This window comes from Pseudomonas sp. NPDC098747 (assembly GCF_044760045.1).
Classification (GTDB): Bacteria; Pseudomonadota; Gammaproteobacteria; order Pseudomonadales; family Pseudomonadaceae; genus Aquipseudomonas.
This window is the reverse complement of record NZ_JBIWAL010000037.1, coordinates 16,902-37,428: the sequence shown is the minus strand read 5'-3', so window position 1 is coordinate 37,428 and position 20,527 is coordinate 16,902. Positions and strand designations below refer to the sequence as shown.

Sequence of the window (20,527 nt, the reverse complement as noted above, 5' to 3'; positions counted from 1 at the left end):
TATGAACGTAACGATTTTGCATGGCTACAGTGCGTCCAACTCCGGTGACGGTCTGCTCGTCGATCTGGCGATTGCCCTGGTGCAGCGCAACTTTGGTGATGACACCGCGATCAGCGTCGTGGCCTCCGATCCGCAATCCTTCAGCTACCTGCCGCACCCACGTTTCGATGCGCCAGTGATGGCGGCCAAAGGGTTGGGCCGGGTCAAGCAAGCGGTGTTTCTCAATCAGTCCTACGCAGGACTCGCCGATCTGTTGCGCAAAACCGACCTGATCGTCGGCGTCGGCGGCGGTTACATGCGTTCGAAAAGTGCTTTCGAACACATCAAGTTGAAACTCGGCCATGCCAAGCAACTGGAAACCGCGATCCTCAGCAAAGTGCCGTCGGTGTACCTGCCGCAGAGCATCGGCCCGTTCCATGGCGAAAGCAGTAAGATCGTCGAGCATTACGCCAGCGCCGACGCGGTGTTCGTGCGCGACAATCGCTCGTCGGCGATCTTCGATGCCTATGAAAACGTCTACCGCGCGCCGGACTTGGCAGTGCAATCTCTGGCGAGCAAAATCCTCGCTCAGCCCAAGTTCACCCGCTGCGCTGCGTCGCCGGCCACGGTGTGCGTGGTACTGCGCAAGCCGCCGGAGTGGAGCAAGGAAAAGAAAGTCGCCTACGTCGCCAATCTGAAGGTGCTGCTGCAGCGCTTGAAGAACAAAAGCAAAGTGGTCTGCGCCGTGCAAAGTGCCGTGCGAGGCAACGATGACGGCGCGTTCTATCGCGAACTGGGCATCAGCGAAGACTTGCTGTCACTGAAGGCGACAATTGCCAAATACCAACCGGACCTGGTGATTTCCGTGCGCCTGCACGGCGCTATCGAATCGCTGCTCTCGGGCGTGCCGGCGTACCACATCAGCTACGAACGCAAAGGCTTCGGCGCCTATCAGGACATGGGCGTCGAGGACTGGGTGATCAATGGCGGCGACATCAATGTCGACACCATCATCAACACGGTTTACGCGCCGAACGCGCTGTCGAATTTCGGCAAACGCCTGACCGACACTTGCCGCGAGATCGAGGCAAAAACCGTGGCCATGGACGAGATCATCAAAGGGATCGTTCGATGATATTTCGGCTACTGCTTCGCGGCGGAGCATTGGGCGCGAAGTTTTTGCTGGTGCTGGCGATTACTCATTACCTCGGTTATGAGGCGTTGGGCTTTTACGGCGTGGTGGTCGCGGCGTCGTTGATTGCCTCGAAGTTCTACAGCGTCGGCTTCAGTTCGGAAATCAATCGGCTGATCAGTGTCGGCGGCAGTTCGCGCCGGGTCGTCGACAAGGTGTTGCTGCTGTACCTCGCGGTAGGGCTGGTGTTATCGGTGGTGACAGTGCTGATTTACTCACTGTTCCAGGCGGTCGAGGCGCCGATGGCGCTGATCCTCTGCGTGACCCTGGTTTTGCTGACCGAGCACCTGTCGTTCGAAATCAACTCGTTCGTGTTTTCCGCACAGAAAGCCACGGCGGGCGCGTTGCTGTTCTTCATCAAGACCGGCCTGTGGGCGTTGTTGGCCGTGGGCGGGATGATGCTCGGTTGGGTGTCCGGGATCGTCAGCGTATTGTGGCTGTGGGTTGGCGCCAACGTGCTGGTGATCATCGCCGGTTACCTGATCGTGGTGAACGTGCATCGCGGGCGAGAAGCCGGAACCTTGGCCACCGCGACTGTGTGGAAAGCCGGGTTACCGTTTTACCTCGGCACCGGTCTGATCGCGCTGAGTCAGTACGCCGAACGCTTTCTGATCATCGACCTTGAACCCTACGCCAGCCTCGGTAAGTACGTGTACGCGTGGTCAGCGGCCAACACCTTGCAAGCGTTGTCCTACGCGGTGGTGGCAGTGGTTGGCATTCCGGTGCTGGCCAAGCGATTTCAGGCCGATCAGCAAGCGTTCACGGTCAGGCAGTTGTTCGTCAACAAGTGGGTCATGCGTTCGCTGGTGGTGTCCGCTGCGGTGGCGGTGGCGATTTATCTGTTCTTTAACGTGGTGCTCGATTACGTCGCCACCAGCGTGCCGCGTCCGGATAACGCGCTCCTCGCTGTGCTGATTTTTTCCTTCGCCCTGCGCGCGATCGGCGACATCGTCTGGGGCGGTTTGATTGCCTCGAAAAACAGCCGCGTGTCTCTCGCCAGCGCGGCAATCTGCTTGCTGATTTCGGTGCCGGTCAGCTACCTGCTGATCAAGCACTATTCGATCTATGGCGCGGCGTGGGGCAACGTCTTCGCGATCATCGTGCAGCTTGGCGTGATTGCCGTGTTGACCCGAGCAACCGGCGCGAAGAAGGCCGGTCTGTCATGGGCCTGAAGCTGCCTTGTATCGAGTTTCGTGGCAAGAAACTCGATTCGTACGTCTCGTTCCTGATCCTTTTCACCGGATTGTTTCTGTCGGTGGCCATGCCGCTGCTGGTGCCTCGCGCGCCTGGCCCGGATGCCATGACGTTGTGGTCGTCCTACGCGCGAGCCGACAATTGCAATTTCTGGAATCCGTTCTCGCCGGATCGATCGTCCTACGAGTGTTCGGCGTTCCTGCTGCGGCCCACCGGGATCGATCTGACCAATGCCTGGGCCTACGGGATGTTTTGCAATTTTTTCCTCACGGCCATTCCGGTGGTGGTGTTCCGGCGTATGCCGCTGGCGATCTTCGGCACCCTGTGTCTGTGGGGCATCGTTCGCTCGTTTTTTCTGGAAAACCTGACCAAGGAAATTATCGTATCGGTGGCGGTTCTGAGCATTTTGCTCAGCTCGTTGACGCGTAAATATCGCGGCGGATTTTTCCTTTCGGCGGTCATCTATGGCGTGTTGATCCGGCCCTACTGGATTCTGTTTTCGCTGTCCTGGGTCGGCGTCTGCGTGATGAAGAAGTACGTCTCGCGCATGACCTTTTTCCTGATGCTGTTCCTGTTCTACCTGGCGGTCGCCACGGCGATTCAGTTGGCGCTCGGGTTTCCGGTGTCGTCGATTCGTGCGAGTAACAATGAGTTGCGTACGGCGGGGGAGGAGGGCTCGAAATCGCTGATCGTGTCGTGGCTCAGCGGCAGTGACTTCGTCTCGCAAGCGCTGGACTCGATGATCATCTTCTTCCGGTTGTCGTTCCCCGTTGAGTTGATTCTGCTGTCTGGGCCGGGCCAGGCGATCTTCGTCGCACTGATGATCATGACCGCGCTGCTGCTGTTCAAAGTCATCACTTCGACCGATTACAAGGGCACGCCGATCCAGACTAAACCCAAGGAACTGATCGCGATCCCGCTGGCGTTTTTGTTGGTGCAGGGTTTGTTCGAACCGGATTTCGGTTCCTTCGCCCGGCACTTCTCGATGGTCGTGCCGGTGTTGTTCGTGGGCCTCGGTTTGATGCTTCGCGCGAACAAACCGGTGCAGGTTGAATCAAGAGTTCTGAATTGAGGCAGGTGCTTTATGTCTAGCAAGAAAAAGTCCCTGGAGATCGAAACCCTGCGCGGCCTGGCGTGCCTGCTGCTGGTGCTCTATCACGTCATCGGCCCGTTGGGCGGTGGCTTGAAAATCGATCTGGGCTCGCCGTTTCGAGTGCTCGCCGACTCGATGGTGTACGTGCGCATGCCGCTGTTCACCTTTATTTCCGGCTACATCTACTCCATCTACAAAATCCGTGGCAATGACTTTTCCACGTTCTTTTCCGGCAAGGTCCGACGGCTGATCGTGCCGCTGTTTTGCGTGGGTGTGCCGTTCTCGGTGTTGCAAGCGGTCGGCCCGGGGGTGAACAAAGACGTCGGTGTGATCGACGCTTTGTTGTCGTTCTGGGTGCCGATCAACCACTTCTGGTTCTTGCAGGCCGTGTTCATCATTTTCATGTTCGTCGGCTTGCTGGAGTGGCGTGGTTTGCTGCGCTCGCCCACGCGGCTGTATCTGCTGTTTGCCTTTGCCGCAGCGATATTTCTGCTGCCACCGTTCACCTTCGATGCGTTCGGCATCAACGGCGCGATCTACCTGCTGCCGTTTTTCGTGGCGGGGATGATTGGCCAGGAGAACGTCGACGCATTGAGGCAGCGATTCAAGGTGATCGGGCCGTTGGTGTTTGTGTTGATCTCGTTGACGCTGTTGTACGTGGCGGCAGTTGATCGCGAGCTGATTGTTGATCGCCGTAGTCTGATTGGTCTGACGGTCGGATGCGTGTCCTGCTTCGCGCTGCTGTCGAGTGATATGCGTTCGAAAGGGCTGACGTGGCTGGGCGGGTATTCCTATGCGATCTTCCTGTTCCATGTGCTGTTCGCCGCGACTTCGCGGTTTGTCCTGGGGCGTCTGGGCGTGAAGGATGAGAGCCTGCTGGTGTTCGGCGGCGTGGCGTGTGGGTTGCTGGGGCCGGTGGTGTTGTCGATGATTTTCAGTCGATTCAACTTCACTTCTGTGTTGTTTCTCGGTGAGCGGGCGGCAAGCAAAAAACCACTGGAACCCATCACCCCGGTGGTGCCAACCCAATCATCCCTGTAAGTCACACCATCCCTGTGGGAGCTGGCTTGCCAGCGATGGGGCCGAGTCAGGCACAGATTCATTACCTGATCCACCGACATCGCTGGCAAGCCAGCTCCCACAGGATTATTGGTATACATAGATTTAATGGATGACCACAAACCCTGTGGGAGCGAGCTTGCTCGCGAAAGGGCCGTCACTGAATGAAGGAATTGATCCATGTTGGCAGTTGATGACGCCCAGCCGGTTGCGGCCGCGGTGGTCGAAGTGGGTGATGCGCGCGAGCGTTTTGCGCAGTGGCGTGAAGGCAAGGCCGGCAAGGTGTTGTCGGTCTCGGTGATCGGCGACAGCTACAGCGCCGGACAGGATTTCTATTTGAACAAACTGGTGCAACGGGTGGCCGGGGAGGTGGGTTTCGCCGGGCCAGGCTACGTCGGTTTCAACCACGGCGCAGCGCTGGGCGGAACCCATTTCAAATACACCCGCAGCAGCGAGAAGTATTTTGGCGGAGGCTGGAAAGTCTCTGGTCTAGGTCAGGCCAGTCCCGATAGCCGCACGGTAACGGGGCGCCCTGGCGCATGGTTGCAGATCGATGCCAGCCCGACACCCAGAATCAGCACGGCTGTCACGCAAGCCAAATTGCTCTATCTCGGTAACGGCGAATCCAGCGAAGTGCACTATCGCTGGACACCCTCCGAAGACTGGAAACCCCTGACGCTAGCGGGCACAGGCGTTCAGCAAGTGCCATTGCCAGACACCCCGGCAACGGCAGATTGGGCGTTCAAACTGGAAGTGGTGAAAGGCTCGCCCACTTTGTTCGGCGTGTGGATGAGCAACGATCAGCACGGCGTGCGCGTGTCCAAACTGGCGGCTTCCGGTGCAGCGTCCGCTGACTTTTATCACCGCGATGCAAGCTGGCAGACTCAGTGGAAATCCGCCGTTTCGAAGATTCCCGCCGACGTTTACCTGATCATGCTCGGTGGCAACGATCAGGGCTTTGGCGTGAAGCCCGAGGCGTATTTGCACAACGTGCAGGGGCTGGTGGGAATGATCCGCGAGATCCATCCGGCGGCTAGCATCAACCTGATTATGCGTCAGGACACCACGCGTTCGAGTGCTTACCCCATGTCGGCTTATGCGCAGGTTTTGCAGCCTTGGGCTCAGGCACAGCATCTGGGTTACGCCAATCTGCAATGCGCGTTCGGCAGCGACGTCAAGCGCTACGCGGCCGCGATGATCGGCCCTGACAAGATTCATCCGGTGCCGGCCACGGGCGGTAAGGTGATTGCTGATTATTTCTATGGCTGGATCACTGGCGCCAAGGACCGTTGCGACAAGTGAACCTGTAGTAGCTGCCGAACGCTACCCGAGCCTTCGGCGGCTCCTACAAGAGACGTTCAGTCCTTCTCGAACCCGTCCAGTTGACCCAACAACTCCGCAAGCTTCTGCGGCATCAACCGTGTATCACAACGCGTCTCCACGTTGATGATGATCGCCGGGTCGTTGCAGCAGATTCGCACCCGAAAGCGCCAATCGCTGAAAATCACTTTCAGGCCATCGTGGTCATCGATCTCCAGTGCCTGCTCGCCATAGAGCTTTTTCAGGTGAGCGAGCAGGGGATAGGGATCTGCCATCGGTCGGCGAATGTCGCCGGACGAAGGAAACATGCCGATGCGCTCCACCAGCAAAATGCTGCCCAGCCAGGACTCGTTGGCGCTGGGCAACGGCTGATGGCGCGACAACCAACTCATCACCCCGAGGTTGCCCACCTCACGTTCAATGTCTGCCGAATGTTGTGCAATGTTCATAGAGGCCTGCCTGAAATGAAGAGTGGGCGGTGGGGGTTGGAGCCGTCTCAGCGGCCCTTGAGGTAGACGTTTTCGTAGCAGAAGTTGGTCGCTTGCAGGTAGCCCTCGGCGTCGCCGCAGTCAAAGCGCATACCTTTGAACTTGTAAGCCAGTACACAACCGTTTTGCGCCTGTTTCATCAGTGCGTCGGTGATCTGGATCTCGCCGCCCTTGCCCGGTTGGGTGTCGGCGATCAGGTCGAAAATGTCTGGCGTCAGGATGTAGCGACCGATGATCGCAAGGTTCGACGGCGCATCCTGCGGCGCCGGTTTTTCCACCATATTGTTGACCCGGTAAATGCCCTCGGAAATCAGCTCGCCGGCGATCACGCCGTACTTGTGGGTCTGATCGGCCGGGACTTCCTGGATCGCAACGATCGAGCAGCGGAATTTCTTGTAGAGCTCGATCATCTGCGTGAGCACACCGTCACCTTCCAGGTTCAGGCACAGGTCATCGGCCAGCACCACGGCAAACGGCTCGTCGCCAATTAACGGACGACCGCTGAGAATCGCGTGACCCAGGCCCTTCATTTCCACTTGACGGGTGTAGGAGAAGGTGCAGGTGTCGATCAGCTCGCGGGTGCCGGCGAGGAATTTCTCTTTCTCGGTGCCGCGGATCTGGTGTTCGAGTTCGTAGCTGATGTCGAAATGATCTTCCAGCGCACGCTTGCCCCGGCCGGTGACGATTGCCATGTGTTGCAGGCCGGCGTCTCGCGCTTCTTCGACGGCGTACTCGATCAACGGCTTGTTGACGATCGGCAGCATCTCTTTCGGCATGGCTTTGGTGGCCGGCAAGAAACGCGTGCCATATCCGGCGGCGGGGAACAAACATTTACGAATCATAAAAGTATCCTGGACAGTCATGGAACACAGCCAACGGCTGCGCGCACTAACGAAGGAGTGCAAGTTTCAATAGTTATTGAACGACTGCTTTAATACCTGAGTCAGGTTGTTGATAGCAATTAAATGCAGCGCTAAAGCGCGACAATGTTATGAGATGTCGGCTAGTGCATTATTAGTTATTTTTAGTCGGTATCTGCTGATAGTGATGAGCGCACGTGCAGTGCTAATAAGTACCAGACAATACAGTGTGACCTGCAAAAATATTTATTGCCAGTCATTGAACTAGTTTTGTTTTCGGTTGTTGTCGCCTGGTTTGTGTGGATTGCGACACATCTCCACAACAACAGGCTTGACACGCTACTTGTTACTTCTCCAATCACGGACCGCGCTATGAAGATTCTGGTAACCGGTGGCGCCGGCTATATCGGCTCGCACACCACACTTGCGCTGCTTGAAGCAGGATATGAAGTTGTCGTGCTGGATAATCTTTGCAATAGCAGCGACGCGGCACTGCACGCGGTGGAAGCCATCTGCGGTAAAAGTGCGCAGATGATTCGCGGTGATGTCTGCGATCGGGCGCTGCTTGACCGGATATTCCACGAGCATGCCATCGACGGCGTGCTGCATTTCGCCGGGCTCAAAGCGGTTGGCGAGAGCGTGCGCAAGCCGCTTGAATATTACGAGACCAACGTCAGCGGCAGCATCACGCTGTGTCAGGCGATGGCGGCGGCGGGGGTGTTTCGCCTCGTGTTCAGCTCATCGGCCACCGTCTACGGCGAGCCGGCGCAGATGCCGATCCGCGAGGACTTCCCCACCTGCAATCCGACCAATCCCTACGGGCAATCCAAGCTGATTGTCGAAAACGTCCTGCGTGATCTGTGTCAGTCTGAGCCGCGCTGGAGCATCGCTTTGCTGCGTTACTTCAACCCGATCGGCGCGCATCACAGCGGCGACATGGGCGAAGACCCCAATGGCATTCCTAACAACCTGCTGCCTTATATCAGCCAGGTCGCGGTGGGCAGCCTGCAAGAGTTGTCGATCTTCGGCGACGATTACCCCACGGTCGACGGCACTGGCGTGCGTGATTACATCCATGTGGTCGACTTGGCAGATGGACATCTGAAAGCATTGCAGTCGATCAGTGAGCGCAGCGGTATTCATACCTGGAACCTCGGCACCGGCGACGGCTATAGCGTGTTGCAGGTGTTGCATGCTTTCGAGCAGGCGTGCGGACAACCGGTGCCATATCGGGTAATGCCGCGACGTTCGGGGGATATCGCCGAGAGTTGGGCCGATGCATCCAAGGCTGCGAAAGAGCTGGGCTGGAAAGCCACGCGCAACTTGCAAGACATGGTCACCGACACTTGGCGCTGGCAATCGAACCATCCGAAGGGCTATCTCCGATAATGTCGTTTTGATGCCGAATGTTAGTTTCGGTCAGGTGTTAGATATCGTCGGGAAAATACGCTGGAAATGCCTTTTGCAAGTCCGTAGATATAAACCTGCCGTTCGACTTTTATCAGTTGCGTATGACTGTGAAAGAACAACGGATCTTGTTCGCATTTTTCGCGGACTTGAACTCTACCACCTCTAGCGCCGGCCGGTTTTTAACAGGTCGAATGTTAGAAAGGAGTTGATATGAAAAAAGTAATGGCAGTTGCCCTGTTGACGATGTTGAGCAACTGGGCTGCCGCAGCTGAAGCGCCGCTTACTGCGGTGACCAATGTGGGCGGTAGTGTAGCGGCTTCGCAAGCCCCTGCAGCCAGTACTGCAATGGTCGCCAGTGCAGTAGCGGCGTCCAACAGCGGTGGCAGTGCCAACGGCGGTACCACCGGTACGACGGGTACCACCGGTACAACCGGCACGCATAACTAACAGCAGTTTTTGTTAGTGCAGTACAGGGTCGCCCGACGCAAGTCGGGTGACTTCTTTTTTAGATTCGCCCTTGAATAGCGTAGTGCCATTATGACTCGTAGTTTTTCTCTTTTAATGTTGGCAAGTCTCGCTTTACAAGGTTGCATGTTTTCCCCCGGCCAATACCTGAGCACCAGTGACATCACCCGCCAAGGGGCCAGTGAAAGCAGCCGGGTCGAGCTGATTCCGATCACCCCCAAGCTGATCTCCACGACCCGCGCCACGCAAAAGCGCACGTCGCTGCCGCCGGAGTTGTTGACGACCCCGGCCGAGTACCGCATCGGCAATAACGATGTCTTGTACATCACGGTCTGGGATCACCCCGAGCTGACGGCGCCGTCCGGCGCGCAGCAACAGATCGATGCCAACGGCCGTCTGGTGCGTTCCGATGGCACGCTGTATTACCCGTTCATCAAGGAAGTCCAGGCCGCTGGCCGGACCATCCAGCAACTGCGTTCAGACATCGAACAACGGCTGTCGGCGTTCATCGCCGAGCCACAGGTGGACGTCGCCGTGTTGCGTTTCGCCAGTCAGAAAGTCGTGATCAGCGGCGCCGTGACGAAGGCCGGTCCGCAGGCGATTTCGACCAATCCGCTGAGCGTGGTCGAAGCCCTGGGCTCGGCCGGCATCGATACCAACAACGCAGACTTGTCTGGCCTGCTGCTGACGCGTAACGGGCGGGTGTATCCGCTCAATCTCGACTCGCTCAATCAACAGGATTCCGAGCTGCAAAGCGTGTACCTCAAGGGCGGCGATCAGCTGTACCTGCCGTACAACGACAACAAGCGCATCTACGTCATGGGCGAGGTCAACCAGCCGCGCGCATTGAGCTTCAAGACGGCGACGATGAACCTCTCCGATGTGCTCGGTTCGGTCGGTGGCCTGAGCCAGACCACCTCTAACGGCAACGCGGTCTATGTCATTCGCGGCGTGGAAAACCTCGACGTCGAGCCGGCGAAAATCTACCAGTTGAACGCCGAGTCGCCGACCGCCATGGCGCTGGCCACACACTTCCAGGTGCAGCCGCAGGACGTCGTGTATGTCGGGCCGGCGAACGTGACGCGTTGGAACCGCTTTATCAGCCAATTGGTGCCGTCGGCGTCGATTGTCGGGACCGGGGCTTCCGCTGCGAAGAACTGGAGCGAATACAGCAGCAACAGCAAATAAGGCCGCCGACTGTGAACACGTTGAAAGTTGGCGTCTGCCTGATGGCGGCCCTGTTGTTGTGTGGTTGCAACCCACTGATGAGCGCGTCGCTGAACAACCTCAAATCGGCCGTGATCGGCCCGGATGAAGTGGACGTGACGCCGGCCCAGGTGGCCGAGGTCAATTACCCGCAACTCAAATTGACCACGCCGTCCGGCTCCGGGGTGCTGGCGCTGGTGCGCGAGCGTGAAGATCTGCAGTTCTGGGTTGCCTCCGGCAAGCAAGTGTTGCTGCTGCGCGATGGCCTGGCCGTGCGCAGCATTGGCCTGGGCCTTGAGGGCGATCTTGATGGCACGCGTCTGGCGGATGATTCTCCGTTCAAGTCAGGCCTGCATCAAGTCGCCGATGGCTTTACCACTCGGCGTTGGATCGACCTCTACAAGGGGCAGGAAGTCGGGGTGATCGTCAACAGTCGCTTCACCCGCCGCTCGACGGAAACCCTCGACATTCTCAACAAGGAATACACCGTGCTACGTGTCGATGAGCACATTGACGCCCCGGCCATCGGCCTGCGTGCGACCAATCGTTATTGGGTCGATCCGCGTGACGGTTTCATCCTCAAGAGTGAACAGCAACTGACCTCGCAGCTGCGTGTGAGAATCGTGCAATTGACCCCTGATCGCAGGCATCTGCCGTGAAGCGCTTCAGGGCGTTATCGGCGTGTCTGCTGCTGATCGGTAGTGTGAGTCAGGCAGCGGTCATCGTCAGCGGTGACGTCGCCAATCCGGGGCCGGTCGAGCTGCCGAAGGGTGGACGACTGCTTGATGTGATCAACGAGGCCGTGCCCAACGCCGAAGGTTACTGGCTGGCGGGTGTGTTGCTGCGCCAGTCGTTGCTGGAAGAGCAGGCGCGGCTCAAGGCTGGCGTGCTGTTCGATCTCGACGTCTTGCAGCGCATGGCCTTGCTCTTCGACATGCCGAGCCGTGTGGCGCTGGCGCAGCGGCTGACCGAGCAAGTCCGGCAGATGCCAGTGACTGGCCGGCAGATCGCCGATCTCGACCCGGTCGCGGTGGAAGTCGGCTTCGCGCGCAACATTCGTCTGGACGATGGCGATCGCCTGATCTACCCCAAGCGCGTCGACGAAGTTGAAGTGCTCGGTGCTGTCGCCGAGCCTTGCCACTTGCCGTATCAACCGTTGCAGGAGGCCCGCGAATACCTCCAAGGCTGTTCGATCCTGAGCGATGCCGAAGCCGATTACCTGTGGCTGATCCAGCCCAACGGCGTTTCGCGGCGCGTGGGTATTGCGCACTGGAATCGTGAGAGCGGGCACATTCCCGTCGCCGGCAGCAAGATTCTGGTGCCGGTCAAAAATGATGATCTTGATCCGCCTCTTCCTGAACTGAATCAGCAGTTGGCCGAATTGATTGCCACGCAATTGCCTGAGGTGGTTCGTTGAATTTTCGTTTTGCAGCTGTGTTGTTATTGCCCGTTGGTCTGGCTCATGCCGAGCCACGCATTACTCAAAATGACTTCGGTGGTACGGGCCTGTTGCAGACGCCAACAGCGCGCATGGCCCCGGCCGGCGAGTTGAGCGTCAACGCCAACCGCACCGAGCCTTACAGTCGTTACAGCGTTTCGTTGCAGCCGCTGGATTGGCTCGAAGGCTCGTTTCGCTACACCGCAATCACCAACCGGCCGTACGGCTCCGAGGCCCTCAGCGGCAGCCAAAGCTATAAGGATAAGGCGGTCGACGCCAAAGTCCGGCTGTGGCAGGAAAGCCATTGGCTGCCCGATGTGGCGCTGGGCTTTCGAGATATCGGCGGTACGGGTTTGTTCTCCAGTGAATATTTCGTGGCCAACAAACGCTACGACAATTTCGATTTCAGCGCCGGCATTGCCTGGGGTTATCTGGGTAATCGCGGCGACATCGACAACCCGTTGGGCTATGTCAGTAGTCGCTTCGATACCCGCCCGGCCCTCGAAGGCACCGGTGACGTCAACTCCGGTTCGTACTTTCGCGGCAAGCCTTCATTCTTCGGCGGCGTGAGTTATCAGACGCCATGGGATCGCCTCAGCCTGAAACTCGAATATGAAGGCAATGACTACAAGCACGAGCCGAAGGACAACGTGATCGAGCAGGACTCGCCGATTAACTTCGGCGCCGTGTTCAAGGTCGCGGATTCGATCGACGTCACTGCGGCGTGGGAGCGCGGCAACACGGCGATGTTCGGTGTGACCTTTCACACCAATTTCGTCAGCCGCAAGGCACCGGCCAAGACCTACGACCCAACCCCGGAACCGCTACCGGCGAAGATGCCCACCACCTCGATGGAGCAGGTCGACTGGGCCAACGTCTCGCAACGTTTGCAGCAGAACGCGGGCTACAAGGTCGAGCGCATTACCCAGCGCGATTCCGAGCTGATCGTGTATGGCGAGCAGCAGCGATATTTCCATTCGTCCAAAGCGGTCGGCCGGGCGAGCCGGATACTCGACAACAGCGTCAACGACGACATCAACTGGTTCACGGTGGTCAACAAGCGGTATGACCTGCCGCTGGAAGAAACCAGCGTGCCGCGCGACACCTTTCGTGAAGTGATCAACAACGAGGAGCCGCTGCTGTCCTTGCACCGCACCACCGAGATCAATCCGGCGATGCCGCACAACGAGAAAACCCTCTACACCGAAGCGCCGCAGCACTTCAGTTATGGTGTGGGTCTGGGCTTCAAGCAAAACGTCGGCGGCCCGGATGGTTTTCTCTATCAAATCAGTGCCGACGCGGACGCCGAGTACCGCTTCAACCGCAACACCTGGTGGAACGGTTTGCTCAGCGCCAACCTGATCAACAACTTCGACAAATTCACCTACGACGCGCCTAGCGGTTTGCCGCGTGTGCGCACGGATATGCGTCAGTACCTGACCGATTCCGAAGTGACCATGCCGATGTTCCAGCTGAGCCATGCCGAGCAGTTGGATAAAGACCTGTATGGCATGGTTTACGGCGGTTATCTGGAGTCGATGTTTGCCGGGGTAGGTGGCGAGGTGCTGTTCCGTCCGACTGGCGAGCGCTGGTCGGTGGGCGCGGACCTCAACTACGTGCGCCAGCGAGAATACGATCAGGGTTTTGGCCTGCGCGATTACTCGGTAGTGACCGGGCATGTCACCGGTTATACCGACTTGCCATACGACATGCTGGCGGCTGTCAGCGTCGGCCGTTACCTGGCCGGTGACTGGGGTGGCACGCTGGACATCTCCCGCGAGTTTTCCAATGGCGTACGCTTCGGAGGCTGGGCGACCATTACCACGGCCAGCAGCGCCGAGTACGGTGAAGGTAGCTTCGACAAGGGGCTCTACCTGTCGATTCCGTTCGACGAAATGATGAGCATGTCGACCATGCGCCGCGCCAACCTGGTGTGGGCACCGCTGACTCGAGACGGCGGCGCGCGGCTCAATCGCGGGTATCAACTGCACTCGATGACCGATAGCCGCGATGACGATATGTTCTATCGCAACTTTGAGAAGATCGCTGAGTAAGCCCGGGTAAAAGAAAGGTCCCTGTGGGAGCGAGCTTGCTCGCGAATGCGTCGGCACATTCAGCATTGATGTTGATTGCCTTACCGCTTTCGCGAGCAAGCTCACTCCCACAGGTCCATCTGTCGAACTCTAAATACCTGTCCACCACAAACCCCTGTAGGAGTGAGCCTGCTCGAGATAGCGCCAGAGCAGCCGACATCAACGTCGCCTGATATACCGCCATCGCGAGCAGGCTCACTCCTACAAGGGTTATGTGCCCGACCTGTAACCCTCAGGCACACCCACATTCTGTGGGAGCTGGCTTGCCAGCGATGACGGCGGCACATTCAATGGCAATGTTGGCTACCCCCCAAATCTCGGGCACAGAAAAGGGGACTTTCGTCCCCCTGCGGTCATGCTTTGCGTAATGCCAACCTTCAGTAAATATCCTTCGACAACAACGTAAACGGTGTCTTCACCAGGATCTTCAAGTCCAGCCACAGCGACCAGCTATTGATGTACTGCAGGTCGATCTCGACACGTCGCTGCATCTTGTCGATGGTATCGGTCTCACCTCGGCAGCCGCTGATTTGGGCGAGGCCGGTAATGCCTGGCTTAATCCGATGACGCGCCATGTAAGCGAGGATTTTCCCCGAGTAGAAATTGTTGTGCGCAACCGCATGCGGACGTGGCCCGACCAGCGCCATGTGCCCTTGCAGCACGTTGAACAATTGCGGCAACTCATCCAGCGAAGTGCGGCGGATGAAGCGTCCAACGGTAGTGATGCGCGAATCGTTGCGGCTGGCCTGCTTTACGTCTTTGTCATCGTGCACGCTCATCGAGCGGAACTTCCAGACCTTGATCACCTTGCCATTCCAGCCGTGGCGATCCTGTTTGAAGAACACCGGGCCCGGCGAATTGATCTTCACCGCCAAGGCAATGATCGCCAGCACCGGGCTCAACAGGATGATCGCCAGCAGGGCGACGCTTTTCTCCATCAGGCTTTTGCTCAGTGCCGCGGTCGGGCGGCTGGTCAGCGGGCTTTCGTTCAGGTAAATCGCCGGCAGACCGTCCACGACTTTCACCGAGTGATTTAGCAGCGTCAGGCTGTTCAAGTCCGGCACCCAGACCACGTCCACGTTGGCACCGAGCAAATCGACGTACATGGCTTCGATTTTCGCCGCTTCCGACAGCGGCAGGGTGATGTACAAACGGCGGATATCGTGGGCTTCGATCAACTCCAGCAGATCTTCCTGGGCGCCGACCACGCGAGGTGCATCCGACGCAAGCGAAGGCACCACGCCGTTGCTGATCAACCCCACCAGCGGCAGGTTTTCGATCTGGCTCAGCTTCTTCGCCAGTCCCAACGCCAACTCACCTGTGCCGACGATCAGAGTCTTGTGCTCGCTTTTACGCGAACGCTGGTAGAACTTCGAAAACGCATGCAGCGGCGCGTACAGCAATGCCTGGCCAAGGAAGCCGTACACCGCCCAACTGATAATCACCTGCCGGGAAAACAATTCATCGGCCTTGCAGACAAACGCGATGAACGCCAGTGCCGCCATGGTCATGGACCAGCCCATGAACAGACGACCCAGCCCTGTCAGGTAGTTGTCACGTTTTCGATAAACGCCACTGAACGTGTAAGCCGGCACAGAAGCCAATACTGCCAGCGTTGCGCACATCCGGTAATAAAACGCGACCGTGCCTGTGTGCTGCTCGGCCAGTACAAACAGCAGAGCTACGATAAACCCCTGCGCCAGCGCCCATTGTCCCCAGAAGGTAAGTCCCTTGAGGCCCGTGCTTCGATTGATACTGAGAGAAAGATCCATACGATATCCCCAAAAGACGTCCATTCAGGTTTCAACAGTTGAAAGCCGAGTTGTTAGTCAGAGTTATTGTTTTTGTTCTAATGAGTGTTCTGAGGTAACAACGTCGATAGGCCGAACTGTCGTCAGTCAATAGACTAATTTATTGTCGGGAATGGTGTCTGACGAGTTCTAACAAGATGGCACAATGCCAACTTTTTAATAATTAAATAGTCGGTTGTTAGAAAATGTCGCAGAGAAGGGGGTGAATAAATGTTGTTGTATTTGTTACTGTTTGAGGGTGGAGGCAGGAGTTTTACGTTAATCAGGGAGGAGGAGCCAAACAGAGTGCTCTTGTTGTTTTTGTAATCGCACTGTTATCTGTTTGTTGTGTCCGCGAATATCGCCCGTGTTTACGCGACGATGTCCTGGTTGAGGCAATAGCCGCGGTTTCTTACGGCGCGGAACAGTCGCTCACCCTGACTGGCGCTTTTGAATTTGTCTTGCAGGCGACTCAGGCACATTTCCAGTCCGCGATACTGCTCCGGCTCTCGGCCAATGCTCAGGATCAAGTCATCTCGACTGACGACACGCTCTTCGTGATGTAGCATTTTCCTGACCAAAGCAGTTTCCAGCCCGGTAAGACTGATCTCGACACCTTCTTTGACCAATGCGCCTTGGTCATTGTCCAGATGCCAGGTTTCGGTGCTCGGCGTGACGCCTTCAATACTTGGAGGCAAATTACCAGAATCCCCGGTTATTGTCGGGGCGCTGCGAAAGGGATTGGTTGATTGTGCTGCCCGCCACTCGGATTCGAGTGTGGCCAATATGCGCTGGGTATCATGTTCAATCGTGCGGGCGACGTGCTTTCGGGTACCGCTTGGATAGGTGAACTCCATCAGCATGGGAGCGGAAGAGGGCGAAGTAGCACCTTCAACAAACATTTGTGCCTGAGACGTGCCAAGTGAATTGAAGCGCTCGCTGGACAGGATGTTCTCAAGTTCACGTTGAGACGCTGTGCTGTTGGTCACGACAACAAAATATTTTCTGGGGAGGGTTGTACTAGTTTCCATGTCTCTCTCCTTAACTTCGTACCAAAATTGGCTAAAAAGGTAAATCGGCAGGCGAGCAATGACTTCCTTGGAAGTAATCGACAGGCAGGGTCTGGGCCCGAAAATGGCCCTCGATAAGTTCCACTCGATCTGCTGCTATGTTGTTGAGTTTATTGTTATGTTGTCGCGCTCATTCGATTGCTTTGTTATAGATAGGCGTGAAGTAGAGCTAGAGTTATATCGTTGCATCAGACGATCCTTCGTGAGCATGCAAAAGGGATGGCTACCCGAGACTCAGGCAGTCGATATCAGGCCCCGCATCAGGCGATAGCCATAGCCGCGGATGCTCTGAATCGCGTTTGTACCATACACGTCCTTGATTTTTCCACGCAAGCGACTGATGGATTTCTCCAGCGCCCTGGGATCGTAGAAATTGGTATTGAGCCCCATGATGTTGGCGATTTCATCATGGCTGAGAATGTGATTATTGCTTTGTGCAAATGCTTCAAGGATCTTCATCTCGGCAAACGAGATATCCAGCCTTTTGCTGGTACTCAACAGACAGATACGCGTCGGATCGAGTGTCAGATTGATGTCTCTTTGCCACACTTCACTGTTGAAGAACTCCCCTAGAGACTCAGCCCCATCGTCCGAAAGGGTATTGAGTTTGATACAGAAGTCAGCCCCGGCAAGGTAGTACTTGATCTTGTTGAAAGCGCCGCGACCGGTGATAACTGCACAAATGAGCGGCTTCAAGTTGTCGTGGCGCAGATTTTCGATCAGCGCAAGATTGTCTTCGAGTGCCTGTGGGCTGTCGATGACAATGAAGATAGCTCGATACAAGGCAGAACCTTCATTCTGCATATAGGCATCAGTGTACGAGGTGGCTTCAATTGCCATATCGGTTCGCACAAGCTTTGCGAGTAGCGCACTAAAATGTTCCGCCACGCCACGGGTTCGACCCAGAGTGAGTACACCTGGTACGTCGATTGTCGGGCGCGGACTTCTAGTCGCCAAGTTCCCTGAGAGCATCATGCATTGACTCGAATTAGGTGCTGACATCAGGATGTTAAAGCACCGGTTCTCATCTGTGACTGACAATTGGTAACATTTACGCGGTTTTTAGACGTGGCTCTCGAGTTTTCTAACAATAAATAAGCTTTTCAAGCTTTTAGTTGATTTTCTCGGGATGCTGAACTAGTGGTTAGATGGTGGCAATATGAAATTGTGCCACTATTTTGAATTCATGGCGACATCTTTGTTTATGTCCATTGGCCACTGTATAGCCACTCACGGATAATGTGAAGTGGGTCACACTTTGTTGGCGCAATGTATATTTTTGCTACTAAGTGCCTAAATAATTTCACATTAGTTCGTGCGCGGACGTTTATTAACATGGCTTGAGTGTGTCTTTTGATAAGACGTAATCTGCTTGGCCAACAAGAGCAAAAGATCGCAGCCTTCGGCAGCTCCTACATTTGAATGCATTCCCTTGTAGGAGCTGCCGAAGGCTGCGATCTTTTTGATTTTTATGTGGGTCGATTGTTTCACTTCAGATACTCAATTCCTGAGTGCAGATTAACGGGCCGCTCACCAAGAGCGTGCTGACGGAGGATTAATGGATTTCTGGACCTTTTTCCAGGTGTTGATTTTGGGTGCAGTAGAGGGCCTGACCGAGTTCTTGCCGATCTCAAGTACTGGTCACCAGATTATCGTTGCCGACTTGCTGGACTTCGGTGGCGAGCGCGCCATGGCGTTCAACATCATTATTCAACTGGGCGCCATTCTTGCCGTTGTCTGGGAATTCCGGCCAAAGATCTACGAAATCGTCACAGGCCTGCCGACCGAGCGCAACGCTCAACGTTTCACCCTCAACCTGCTTATCGCCTTTCTGCCGGCCGTGGTTCTGGGCGTGCTTTTCGCTGACACCATCCATCAATACCTGTTTAACCCGATCACCGTCGCCGTCGCACTGGTTGTCGGCGGCATCGTGATGTTGTGGGCCGAACAGCGCAGCCACGTGATTCGCGTCGAGCAGGTCGACGACATGCGTTGGTCTGACGCGCTGAAGGTCGGATTCGTACAGTGCCTGGCGATGATTCCCGGCACCTCCCGCTCCGGATCAACCATCATCGGCGGCCTGCTGTTCGGCCTGTCGCGCAAAGCCGCCACTGAGTTCTCGTTCTTCCTGGCCATGCCGACCATGGTCGGTGCCGCCGTGTATTCAGGCTACAAATACCGCGACCTGTTCCAGCAAAGCGACCTGCCGGTCTTCGCCCTTGGCTTCGTCACCGCCTTCATCTTCGCCATGATCGCCGTGCGTGGCTTGCTCAAGTTCATCGCCAACCACAGCTATGCCGCGTTCGCCTGGTATCGGATCGCGTTTGGCTTGTTGATTCTGGCCACGTGGGTGTTTGGCTGGGTGAACTGGACGGCGGCAGCGGCGAGCTGATTACTGGCTGCTGATCAACGCGGCGACAGCGAGGTCGTTTAACTCGCTGTCGGGGGATTCGCGACGAAAACGCTGCAAGGCTGAGGTGAAATACGCGGCTTGCAACATGCCGTCGCTGGCGAGGTAGTACCGCGCGTCTTCCTGCTCCTCGGCGGAGTAAACACGCTTGAGGTTTTCGGTCGTGTTATTCGTTGCAGAAAAAGGTGTGAGAAACAGCACAAGGATAGAAAGACCAGAAAATTGCGTGGCCTCCCATGGCGTATCGGTGCTCCCCATACAGAACCCGTCGCAATGCGCATAAACATTCGAGGTGAAGCTAAACAAGGCGAGGAGGGCGTAACGCTTGAAGCGAGAAAAATTAAACGCGGGCATAAACAAAAGACATCCTGTCAGTACATAAATAATCACAGCATCAGGCAACGCTCATTCGTTGCCCGCACATTCAACGCATCGATCAACGACCCGCCAACAACTCCGCCGCCTGATCCAGCAACGCCAACGGATCCTTGGCCTTGTGGATATCCACCGACAATAACTGCCGAAACTTGCGCGCTCCCGGGAATCCGGTGCCCAAACCCAGCACATGGCGAGTGATGTGATGCATCGAGCCACCCGCCAGCAAATGCTCGGCTATATAAGGTCGCAACTGCGCCAACGCCTCAGCGCGGCTGATCACGGGCGTAGAACTGCCAAACAACTGCTGATCTACCTCCGCCAGCAAATACGGATTGTGATAAGCCTCACGCCCCAGCATCACCCCGTCAAAGGTCTGCAAATGCTCATGGCAGGCCTCCATCGTCTTGATCCCGCCGTTCAACACAAACTCCAACTCCGGAAAATCCGTTTTCAACCGCGCCGCCACGTCATAACGCAACGGCGGAATGTCGCGATTCTCCTTCGGCGACAACCCCTCCAGAATCGCAATCCGCGCATGCACCGTAAAACTCGTACACCCGGCATCCCGCACCGTCCCGACGAAATCACACAGCTCTTCGTAACTGTCCCGCCCATTAATCCCGATCCGATGCTTCACCGTCACCGGAATCGACACCGCATCGCGCATCGCCTTCACACAATCCGCCACCAGTTGAGGGTGACCCATCAGGCACGCACCGATCATGTTGTTCTGCACGCGATCGCTCGGGCAGCCGACGTTGAGATTCACCTCGTCGTAACCGTGCTCCTGGGCCATGCGGGCGCAAGCGGCCAGGTCGAGTGGGACGCTACCGCCCAACTGCAAGGCCACTGGGTGCTCGGCTTCGTTGTGACGGAGGAAACGTTCGTGATCGCCGTTGAGCAGCGCGCCGGTGGTGACCATTTCGGTGTAGAGCAGGGCGTTTTTCGACAGGAGGCGTAGGAAGTATCTGCAATGCCTATCGGTCCAATCCATCATGGGGGCAACGCTAAAGCGCTGAGACAGTACGGGACTTGATTCTGTTGGGCTAAAGCTCTGTTTTTGAATCATTTTACTCAACGTG

Annotated in this window: 19 protein-coding genes; 12 read left to right on the top strand and 7 right to left on the bottom strand. The window is 56.7% G+C overall.

Annotation, left to right across the window (positions count from 1 at the left end; genetic code table 11):
• The first annotated feature begins 1 nt into the window (after position 1).
• The 5 genes from ACIQVE_RS20510 to ACIQVE_RS20490 all read left to right on the top strand — a co-directional run bounded on the left by ACIQVE_RS20510 (position 2) and on the right by ACIQVE_RS20490 (position 5,819).
• On the top strand, positions 2-1,114 hold the full coding sequence (locus ACIQVE_RS20510) for a polysaccharide pyruvyl transferase family protein (protein ID WP_402811408.1): 1,113 nt from the start codon (positions 2-4) through the stop codon (positions 1,112-1,114).
• Positions 1,111-2,343 carry a polysaccharide biosynthesis C-terminal domain-containing protein gene (locus ACIQVE_RS20505; RefSeq protein WP_402811407.1) on the top strand — a complete coding sequence of 411 codons (1,233 nt, stop codon included), beginning with the start codon at positions 1,111-1,113 and terminating at the stop codon, positions 2,341-2,343. Before ACIQVE_RS20510 ends, ACIQVE_RS20505 begins: the two co-directional genes overlap by 4 nt.
• Entirely contained in the window at positions 2,334-3,437 is a 1,104-nt protein-coding gene (locus tag ACIQVE_RS20500; protein WP_402811406.1) for a hypothetical protein, read from the top strand. Before ACIQVE_RS20505 ends, ACIQVE_RS20500 begins: the two co-directional genes overlap by 10 nt.
• 12 nt (positions 3,438-3,449) lie before the next feature.
• Positions 3,450-4,499, top strand: a complete 1,050-nt coding sequence (locus ACIQVE_RS20495) for an acyltransferase family protein (RefSeq protein WP_402811405.1) — start codon at positions 3,450-3,452, stop codon at positions 4,497-4,499.
• A gap of 198 nt (positions 4,500-4,697) precedes the next feature.
• The gene (locus tag ACIQVE_RS20490) at positions 4,698-5,819 is read left to right on the top strand and encodes an SGNH/GDSL hydrolase family protein (RefSeq protein ID WP_402811403.1); all 1,122 of its coding nucleotides are present in this window, start codon (positions 4,698-4,700) and stop codon (positions 5,817-5,819) included.
• A gap of 56 nt (positions 5,820-5,875) precedes the next feature.
• Here the strand turns inward: ACIQVE_RS20490 and ACIQVE_RS20485 are convergent, their stop codons facing one another.
• Together ACIQVE_RS20485 and galU are read right to left on the bottom strand one after the other, a co-directional pair.
• Complete coding sequence (locus tag ACIQVE_RS20485) at positions 5,876-6,286, bottom strand: mannose-1-phosphate guanylyltransferase (protein ID WP_402811401.1); 411 nt, start codon at positions 6,284-6,286, stop codon at positions 5,876-5,878.
• A gap of 47 nt (positions 6,287-6,333) precedes the next feature.
• Complete coding sequence (gene galU / locus ACIQVE_RS20480) at positions 6,334-7,167, bottom strand: UTP--glucose-1-phosphate uridylyltransferase GalU (protein ID WP_402811399.1); 834 nt, start codon at positions 7,165-7,167, stop codon at positions 6,334-6,336.
• A gap of 390 nt (positions 7,168-7,557) precedes the next feature.
• On the opposite strand from galU, the gene galE reads away from it, so the two are divergent.
• The 6 genes from galE to ACIQVE_RS20450 all read left to right on the top strand — a co-directional run bounded on the left by galE (position 7,558) and on the right by ACIQVE_RS20450 (position 13,758).
• Positions 7,558-8,574: a UDP-glucose 4-epimerase GalE gene (gene galE / locus ACIQVE_RS20475; protein WP_402811397.1), complete on the top strand. Its 1,017-nt coding sequence runs from the start codon at positions 7,558-7,560 to the stop codon at positions 8,572-8,574.
• A 231-nt stretch (positions 8,575-8,805) separates the two neighbouring features.
• On the top strand, positions 8,806-9,042 hold the full coding sequence (locus tag ACIQVE_RS20470; protein WP_016775457.1) for a hypothetical protein: 237 nt from the start codon (positions 8,806-8,808) through the stop codon (positions 9,040-9,042).
• Between the two features lie 144 nt (positions 9,043-9,186).
• The gene (locus ACIQVE_RS20465; RefSeq protein WP_402811396.1) at positions 9,187-10,248 is read left to right on the top strand and encodes a polysaccharide biosynthesis/export family protein; all 1,062 of its coding nucleotides are present in this window, start codon (positions 9,187-9,189) and stop codon (positions 10,246-10,248) included.
• Between the two features lie 11 nt (positions 10,249-10,259).
• Positions 10,260-10,925, top strand: a complete 666-nt coding sequence (locus ACIQVE_RS20460) for a YjbF family lipoprotein (RefSeq protein WP_402811395.1) — start codon at positions 10,260-10,262, stop codon at positions 10,923-10,925.
• On the top strand, positions 10,922-11,683 hold the full coding sequence (locus tag ACIQVE_RS20455; RefSeq protein WP_402811393.1) for a capsule biosynthesis GfcC family protein: 762 nt from the start codon (positions 10,922-10,924) through the stop codon (positions 11,681-11,683). The genes ACIQVE_RS20460 and ACIQVE_RS20455 overlap by 4 nt, the downstream gene beginning before the upstream one ends.
• Positions 11,680-13,758, top strand: coding sequence for a YjbH domain-containing protein (locus ACIQVE_RS20450; RefSeq protein ID WP_402811392.1), 2,079 nt, complete (start codon positions 11,680-11,682; stop codon positions 13,756-13,758). Before ACIQVE_RS20455 ends, ACIQVE_RS20450 begins: the two co-directional genes overlap by 4 nt.
• Positions 13,759-14,174: 416 nt before the next feature.
• On the opposite strand, the gene ACIQVE_RS20445 is transcribed toward ACIQVE_RS20450, so the two are convergent.
• The 3 genes from ACIQVE_RS20445 to ACIQVE_RS20435 all read right to left on the bottom strand — a co-directional run bounded on the left by ACIQVE_RS20445 (position 14,175) and on the right by ACIQVE_RS20435 (position 17,632).
• Positions 14,175-15,569, bottom strand: a complete 1,395-nt coding sequence (locus ACIQVE_RS20445) for an undecaprenyl-phosphate glucose phosphotransferase (protein ID WP_402811390.1) — start codon at positions 15,567-15,569, stop codon at positions 14,175-14,177.
• 389 nt (positions 15,570-15,958) lie between these two features.
• Entirely contained in the window at positions 15,959-16,618 is a 660-nt protein-coding gene (locus tag ACIQVE_RS20440; protein ID WP_402811389.1) for a transcriptional regulator, read from the bottom strand.
• A 273-nt stretch (positions 16,619-16,891) separates the two neighbouring features.
• A complete protein-coding gene (locus ACIQVE_RS20435; RefSeq protein WP_402811387.1) occupies positions 16,892-17,632 on the bottom strand; it encodes a winged helix-turn-helix domain-containing protein in 741 nt (246 codons plus the stop codon).
• A 583-nt stretch (positions 17,633-18,215) separates the two neighbouring features.
• Here ACIQVE_RS20435 and ACIQVE_RS20430 point away from each other — a divergent pair.
• Positions 18,216-19,049, top strand: coding sequence for an undecaprenyl-diphosphate phosphatase (locus tag ACIQVE_RS20430; protein ID WP_402811385.1), 834 nt, complete (start codon positions 18,216-18,218; stop codon positions 19,047-19,049).
• On the opposite strand, the gene ACIQVE_RS20425 is transcribed toward ACIQVE_RS20430, so the two are convergent.
• Both ACIQVE_RS20425 and dusA read right to left on the bottom strand, forming a co-directional pair.
• Positions 19,050-19,421, bottom strand: a complete 372-nt coding sequence (locus ACIQVE_RS20425) for a DUF2388 domain-containing protein (RefSeq protein WP_402811383.1) — start codon at positions 19,419-19,421, stop codon at positions 19,050-19,052.
• A gap of 82 nt (positions 19,422-19,503) precedes the next feature.
• A complete protein-coding gene (gene dusA, locus ACIQVE_RS20420) occupies positions 19,504-20,514 on the bottom strand; it encodes a tRNA dihydrouridine(20/20a) synthase DusA (RefSeq protein ID WP_402811381.1) in 1,011 nt (336 codons plus the stop codon).
• Positions 20,515-20,527: the final 13 nt, after the last annotated feature.